Annotated in this window: 5 protein-coding genes; 1 reads left to right on the forward strand and 4 read right to left on the reverse strand. The window is 74.4% G+C overall.

Annotated features, from left to right (window positions below; all coding sequences use genetic code 11):
• Window positions 1-57 precede the first annotated feature (57 nt).
• Window positions 58-753: a fasciclin domain-containing protein gene (locus ACFT55_RS07525; protein ID WP_380243197.1), complete on the reverse strand. Its 696-nt coding sequence runs from the start codon at window positions 751-753 to the stop codon at window positions 58-60.
• Window positions 754-913: 160 nt separating this feature from the next.
• Between ACFT55_RS07525 and ACFT55_RS07530 the strand changes: the two genes are divergently transcribed.
• A complete protein-coding gene (locus tag ACFT55_RS07530) occupies window positions 914-2,785 on the forward strand; it encodes a cytochrome c biogenesis protein DipZ (RefSeq protein WP_380243198.1) in 1,872 nt (623 codons plus the stop codon).
• Between the two features lie 33 nt (window positions 2,786-2,818).
• Here ACFT55_RS07530 and ACFT55_RS07535 read toward each other — a convergent pair whose 3' ends face one another.
• From ACFT55_RS07535 to ACFT55_RS07545, 3 genes are all read right to left on the reverse strand, one after another.
• A complete protein-coding gene (locus ACFT55_RS07535) occupies window positions 2,819-4,189 on the reverse strand; it encodes a DUF4232 domain-containing protein (RefSeq protein WP_380243199.1) in 1,371 nt (456 codons plus the stop codon).
• Window positions 4,190-4,250: 61 nt separating this feature from the next.
• On the reverse strand, window positions 4,251-5,498 hold the full coding sequence (locus tag ACFT55_RS07540; protein ID WP_380243200.1) for an NAD(P)/FAD-dependent oxidoreductase: 1,248 nt from the start codon (window positions 5,496-5,498) through the stop codon (window positions 4,251-4,253).
• 133 nt (window positions 5,499-5,631) lie between these two features.
• Complete coding sequence (locus tag ACFT55_RS07545) at window positions 5,632-6,801, reverse strand: RtcB family protein (RefSeq protein WP_380243201.1); 1,170 nt, start codon at window positions 6,799-6,801, stop codon at window positions 5,632-5,634.
• Window positions 6,802-7,217: the final 416 nt, after the last annotated feature.

A 7,217-nucleotide genomic window follows, 5' to 3' on the forward strand; every position in this document is an offset into this window, starting at 1 on the left:
GCCGCACCCCCTGCGTGCGGCGGCCCTCGTCGAGGCTGCGGTCGGGTCCCGGTCCGGTCACATGGGGGGCATGAGCACCGAGTCGACCAGGTAGACGGTCGCGTTCTGCGTCATGACGCCGCCGCACACGACCTTCGCGTCGTTGACCATGAGGTCGTCGCCGGAGCCGGTGACCTTCACCGTGTCGCCCTCGACGGTCTTGTGCTCGCCGGCGATGTCCTCCGGGAGGATCTGGCCGGGCACGACGTGGTAGGTCAGCACGGTCGTCAGCAGGTCGGCGTCCTCGGACAGCGTGTCGATCGTCTTCTTGTCGACCTTGCCGAACGCGTCGTCGACGGGCGCGAAGACGGTGAACTCGTCGCCGTTGAGGGTGTCGACGAGGTTCACGTCCGGGTTGAGCTCGCCGCTGACGGCCTTCGTCAGGGTGGTGAGCATCGGGTTGTTCGACGCCGCGACGGCCACCGGGTCGGTGGACATGCCGGTGATCGAGCCGGCGCCGTCGGGCACCTGCTCGGCATAGGCGGCGCAGCCCGGGCCGACGAGGTTCGCGGCCGGGTCCATGGCGTCCTGCGCCATGTCGTCCGACTCCGTGGCCGAGTCCGGGGACATGGGGGTGCTGTCCGCCGTGGTCTCCTCCGCGGCGGCGTCCGACCCCGTGTCGGTCCCGGAGTCGGAGGAGCAGGCGGCGAGCCCGAGGAGGGCCAGGGTGGCGAAGCCGGCGGCGGCGGTGCGAGCACGGGTACGGGCGTTCATGGATCTCTCCTTGCGTCGTCGCCCCGCCTCTCCGGGGGCGCTTCAGCAGGGGTTCGGAGCCCCCGGCAGGGTGGATGGGTCCGGGCCCGAAACGAGTGCAGGACGGGTGCCGGACGAGCGCCGGACCCATCCGGACGGCCCGGTGCGCCGAACCCCGGGCATGGAGACCTTGGTCCTGATCGGCCTGCTCGGTGGCCTCATCACCGGCATCTCACCGTGCATCCTCCCGATGCTCCCGGTGATCTTCTTCGCGGGCGGCGTGCAGGGTGCCCGACCGGCGGCGCCCTCCGCCCTGCGCTTCGACGTGCCGACGGCGGTGCGCACCGGCGTGGGCGGGCGCGTCGAGTCCGGCGTCGTCACGGCGTCACGCCCGCCTGCGCCGGGGACGACGGAGACGGCCGCCGTCCCGACCGGGGCACGCCCCGGCGGGCGCTCGTGGCGGCCGTACCTCGTGATCGCCGGGCTGGTGCTGAGCTTCAGCACCATGACCCTGCTGGGCTCCCTGGTGCTGGGGGCGCTCGGCCTGCCGCAGGACCTGCTGCGCTGGGTGGGCATCGGGCTGCTCGCCGCCCTCGGGGTCGGGATGATCGTGCCGCGCTTCGAGGAGGTGCTCGAGCGCCCCTTCCTGCGCCTGGCGTCCCTCGGGGCGCGCAAGACGCCGAGCCAGGACCGGGGCGCGTTCCTGCTCGGTCTCGGGCTGGGCGTGCTGTACGTGCCGTGCGCCGGGCCGGTCCTGGCGGCGATCACCGTGGCCGGCGCGACGGGGGACATCGGCCCGGGAACGGTCGTCCTGACCCTCTCGTTCGCCGTCGGCGCGGCTATCCCGCTGCTCGTCTTCGCGCTCGCCGGACGGCGCGTCGCGGAGCGGGTGTCCGGGTTCCGCCGCCACCAGCGCGGCATCCGGGTCACGGGCGGCGTCGTCGTCCTCCTGCTCGCGGGTGCCCTCGCCCTCAACCTGCCCCAGCAGCTCCAGCGCGCCCTGCCGGACTACACAGGTGCGCTGCAGCAGCAGGTGGACGAGAACGCCTCGGTGCAGGACGCGCTCGACCTCGGCGGCATCGTCACCGACGCGAACCGGGAACTGTCGAACTGCGCCAACGGCTCGGCCGAGCTGGCCGACTGCGGCACGGCGCCGCCCCTGACCGGCATCACGCGCTGGCTCAACACCCCGGGCGGCGCACCCGTCGACCTGGCCGACCTGCGCGGCAAGGTGGTGCTGATCGACTTCTGGACGTACTCCTGCATCAACTGCCAGCGCGCCATCCCGCACGTCACCGCCTGGTACGACGCCTACCGCGACGCGGGCCTGGAGGTGATTGGCGTGCACACGCCGGAGTTCGCCTTCGAGCGGGAGACCCGCAACGTCGTCGCCGGCGCTCGCGAGCTCGGCGTCGACTACCCGATCGCGCAGGACAACTCCTACTCGACCTGGACGACGTACCGGAACCGGTACTGGCCTGCGGAGTACCTGGTCGACGCGGACGGGACGGTCCGGTACATCAAGCACGGCGAGGGCGACTACGACGTCACCGAGCAGCACGTGCGCGACCTGCTGCGCGCCGCCGACCCCACGGTCGAGCTGCCGCCCGCCACGGACGTCGCCGACACGACGCCCGGCGAGGCGACGACGCCGGAGACCTACCTCGCCCTGAACAAGGTGTTCAACTACGCGGGCGAGCCGGACTACGGCTCCGGCGAGCAGACGTACGACCACCCGGACGAGCAGCCGCAGGACACGTTCTCGCTCGGCGGCCGGTGGGCCGCGGACTTCCAGGGCGCGACGGCCGTCTCCGACGACGCGACGCTGCGGCTCGCCTACCGGTCGACGGACGTCTACGCCGTCCTCGGCGGCAAGGGGACCGTCACCGCGCGAGTGCGGTCCGACGACGGCACCGTGCTCGGCGAGCGCACCGTCGACGTCGGGGGGAACCCCACGCTCTACGACGTCCTGCGCGGCGACGGCCCCACCGCGGGCACCGTGGAGCTCGAGGTGTCGCCGGGGGTGACCGTGTACACGTTCACCTTCGGGTGACGACCCGGCCATCGGGAGCGGTGCCAGGAGGTGTCACGACCAGCCCTCGGCGGCCTGCACCCACGGGCTGACGCGCACGGTGGCGCCGTCGAGCACGTCCAGGTCGACGGGGCCGACCCCGGGGACCTTCGGCGTCAGCGACACGGCCTCGGCGTCGGGGACGGGGACGACGTCGACGGTGGTGGTGACGTCCGGGTCGAGGGCCGTGGACATCGCGCCCCACTGCAGGGAGGCCCTCGCGCGCTCGCCGGGCGGGACGACGACGCGGCCGGGGACGACGCCGGGAGCCGAGGGGGCGAGGGTGACGTCCGGTTGCGCGTCGCCCGCGGCGTCCCGGAACACCAGCCCGGGCGTGCCGTCGAGGGCGCACGGGCTCCCGGACACGTTGCGTGCGAGGACGGCGAGGTAGCGGCTGCCTGCGGCGGCGTCGGGCGCGCTCAGGGCGAGGCGGAGGTCGGCGCCCGTGCAGGCGGGCGCGTCGACGTCCGGCCAGGCGGCCACGCCGTCGGGCAGGGGCACGGTGTGCTCGGCGGGCTCGGGCGGGGCGACGTCGCCCACCCAGCCGTCGACCAGGGTGGCGAACCCGGGCTCGCTCAGCGTGTACGCGACGGGCCGTCCGAGCCCGGAGGCCCGGGCCGGGTCGTCCAGCCACCGCACCAGCGCGCGGGCCTGCGCCGACGCCGCCGGCACCGACAGCGCGACCGACAGTCGCGGCTCCATCGATGCGGCGAAGGACGTGATCTCCACGCCCGGACGACGCGAGGAGGCGACGGCGAGGCGGACGGCAGGGACGTCGGGCACGGCCTGGTAGGCGTCGTACTGGACGGCACCGTCGGCGGTGGCCAGGGAGGCGGTCAGCCCCGCGTCGGCGGAGGCCCGCGCGAGGGCGACGAGCGCGTCGCCGTCCGCCGCGTCGGCGCTGGCGCCGCTGACCGACGTCGCGCCCGCGCGCCAGAGGCGGTAGGCGTCGGCCACGGACGTCGCGTCGCCGTCGTCCGCGACCCACGCGGTCAGCGGGTAGACCGTGATCCCGTGCACGGTGCGGGGCGTGCCGGCGCGCACGGTGGTGTCGAGGGACAGGCTGCGCACACCGTCGACCTGCGCGGCGGCGAGGACGTCGTGCGCCCGTTCCGCCGCGCGCCGCGCCGTGTCGGGCGCGAGCCCGGGGTCGAGGACGACGGTGACGTCGGCGCGCGCGACGTCGCCGTCCTTCGCGTCGCGCTGCGTCACCTCGTAGGTCGTGAGCTCCGTCGAGACGACGCCGGGCACCGCGGCCGCGTCGTGCACGGCGGCACGCAGCGCGTCCGGCACCGGGTCCCAGGGCCGCCAGGCGGACAGGGCGACGGCGACTGCCACCACCACGACCAGCGCTGTCACCAGGGCCGCCGCCCGTCGCCCGTTCACGCCCCGATCCTGTCAGCCGGGTGTGGTGGTGCGGGTGGTGCGCGGTGAAGGGACCGGGCGGTCAGCCGACGAACGACTCCAGCTCGGCGCGGGGGACCTGGCGACGGGACCGGATCAGCTCCTCGACGTCGTCCATGCGCTCCCACACGTTGACCGCCATGCCGGCCTGGACCTCGCCGTCGCGCAGCCAGAACGCGACCAGCTCGCGCGTGTCCGTGGAGCCGCTGATCACCACCTCGGTGTCGTCGGCGCGGGGGTCGACGTACCCCTTGTACTCCATGCCCATGTCGTACTGGTCGCTGAAGAAGTAGGGGAGGACGTCGTAGGCGGCGTCGTCGCCGAGCATGGCGCGGCCGGCGTGCGCGCCGGTGTCCTGCGCCACGGCCCAGTGCTCGACCCGCAGCGGGCGGCCGTAGTGCGGGGAGGGGACGGACGCGATGTCGCCGGCGGCGAACACGTCCGGGGCGGACGTGCGCAGCGAGCCGTCCACGGCGATGCCGCCGCCGAGCTCGCGGCTGCGCAGCTCCAGGCCGGCGGCCGACGCGATGCCCACGTTGGGCGTGACGCCCACGCCGACGACGACGAGGTCGGCGTCGAGGCGGGTGCCGTCGGCGAGCTCGACGCCCGTGACCCGGCCCGACTCGCCCGTGAACCGCACGACGTCGCCCCGGTGCCGTGCCACGCCGCGCTCCTCGTGCACGCGTCCGTAGAGCGCGCCGAGCTGCGGGCCGAGGGTGACCTCCAGCGGGTGCTCCGTCTGGCCGACGAGGCAGACGTCCAGCCCGAGCATCCGCGCCGACGCGGCGACCTCCGTGCCGATCCAGCCGTCGCCGACGACGACGACGTTGCCCTCGCCCTCGAGCGAGGCCGGGAGCAGGATGCCCGCCAGCAGGTCGGCGTCGTCGACGGTGCGCAGCGTGTGCACCCCGATGAGGCTGCGGCCCGGCACGTTGAGGGCGCGGGGCGTGGACCCCGTGGCGAGGAGCAGGCGGGAGTACCCGAGGGTCGACCCGTCGGCGAACGTGACCTCGTGGTCCGCGGGCGCCAGGTCGACGACGGTGGTGAGCGTGCGCAGGTCGACGCCGTGGTCGTCGTACCAGCCGGCCTTCAGGGGGTAGACGACGTCGGCCTCGGCCTGCCCGCGCAGGTAGTCCTTGGACAGCGGGGGACGCTCGTACGGGCGGTGGCCCTCGGAGGTGACGACGACGACGTCGACGGAGGCGTCGCGCTCGCGCACGGCCTCCACGGCCCGGGCGGCCGCCAGGCCCCCTCCGGCGACGAGGATGGGTGCGGTGGACGACGCAGGCATGGTGAGACTCCTGACCGGCGGGAACGGGGCTGCCGACGCTGACGGTGCCACAGTTCGGGCCTGCTGGCGACCCTCGCGGGCCGCCGAGGCTCCCCGGTCGGGCGTCGCCGCCGGACCGGGGTGCCTCGGGTCCTCAGTCGCCCTTGACGTTCACCAGCTGGTGCAGCGTGTGCCGCACCGTGACGAGGTCGGCGGCGTCGGCCATGACGGTGTCGATGTCCTTGTACGCCGCGGGGATCTCGTCGATGAACGCCGCCGTGTCGCGGAACTCGATGCCGGTCATCGCCTCGCGGAGCTGGTCCTGGGTGAACAGGCGCCGCGCGGCCGTGCGCGAGTGCTGCCGCCCGGCGCCGTGCGGGGAGGAGTGCAGCGACAGCGGGTTGCCCAGGCCCTCCACCACGTAGGACGCCGTCCCCATCGAGCCAGGGATCAGCCCGGGACGACCGGCGTCCGCCTGGATCGCGCCCTTGCGGGAGACCCACACGTCCTTGCCGAAGTGCCGCTCGCGCTCGGTGAAGTTGTGGTGGCAGTTGATCCGCTCGGCCTCCACCACCGGCTCGTCCAGGAAGTCGCCGACCTGGCGCGCGACGCGGTCCATCATCTCCTCGCGGTTGAGCAGCGCGAACCGCTGCGCCCACCGCAGCTCGGCGACGTACCGGTCGAACTCGTCCGTGCCCTCGACCAGGTAGGCGAGGTCGCGGTCCGGCAGCGGGATCCACCACTGCGCGGCCTGCTGCTGCGCGACGGCGATGTGGTGCTGGGCGATCCTGTTCCCGATCCCGCGCGAGCCGGAGTGCAGGAACAGCCACACGGCACCGGTCTCGTCGGCCGTCACCTCGATGAAGTGGTTGCCCGACCCGAGCGAGCCGAGCTGGAGACGCCAGTGCCGCGCGTACGACGCCGGGTCGAACCCGGCCTGCTCGGCGAGCTGCTCCAGCTCCTCGACCCGCGGGGCCGCCGTCGCGACGACCTTGGCGTTCGCCCTGCCCGCCGACAGCGGCACCGCGCGCTCGATCGCCTCGCGCAGCGGCGCGAGGTCGCGCCCCGCGAGCCGGTCGGCCGTGAACTGGGTGCGCACGGCGATCATGCCGCAGCCGATGTCGACCCCGACGGCGGCGGGGATGATCGCGCCGAGCGTCGGGATCACCGAGCCGACGGTCGCCCCCTTGCCCAGGTGCGCGTCGGGCATGAGTGCCAGGTGCGGGTAGATGAACGGCATGCCGGCCGACGTGCGGGCCTGCTCGACGGTCTTGTCGTCGATCACGCTCGCCCACGACAGCAGACGCTGGGACAGCTTCTCCATGTCTCTTTCCTTGAGGGTGTTCCAGGCTGGTGGGCCGGGGCCTCCCTCGGGCGCGGACCGCGTGGTCCGCGGTCAGCAGGGGAAGCGCCCCGGACCGTGACGGTGCGGGGCGCAGGACAGCGGAGAGCTGTGACTATGCGACCAGCGCCGAGAGGGACGACGAAGGGCGGCTGGGGAGCTGCTGCTCCGGCACCGCGTCGAGCGAGCGCTGATACTGCGCGTTCACGACTGTCGTCCTCTCTGGCCTGACTGATGAGCCGCACCAGCCGGTGCGGGGGGGCCCGCCCAAAGGCCGGGCGCGGCCCCCGGCCCCCGCAAATGCGGGGGGCCCCCGGGGGGGGGGCGGCCCGGGGGGGCGCGGGCCGGCGCCGCGGGCGGCGCGCCCGCGCGGCCTCCGCGCAGACCTCGCCAGGTCG

The organism is Isoptericola sp. NPDC057191, from assembly GCF_042670225.1.
Classification (GTDB): domain Bacteria; phylum Actinomycetota; class Actinomycetes; order Actinomycetales; family Cellulomonadaceae; genus Isoptericola.

Bases quoted from the DNA above. Each gene is read 5' to 3' on its own strand.
- ACFT55_RS07525 (WP_380243197.1), bottom strand. From the start codon at position 753: ATGAACGCCCGTACCCGTGCTCGCACCGCCGCCGCCGGCTTCGCCACC.
- ACFT55_RS07530 (WP_380243198.1), top strand. From the start codon at position 914: ATGGAGACCTTGGTCCTGATCGGCCTGCTCGGTGGCCTCATCACCGGC.
- ACFT55_RS07540 (WP_380243200.1), bottom strand. From the start codon at position 5,498: ATGCCTGCGTCGTCCACCGCACCCATCCTCGTCGCCGGAGGGGGCCTG.
- ACFT55_RS07545 (WP_380243201.1), bottom strand. From the start codon at position 6,801: ATGGAGAAGCTGTCCCAGCGTCTGCTGTCGTGGGCGAGCGTGATCGAC.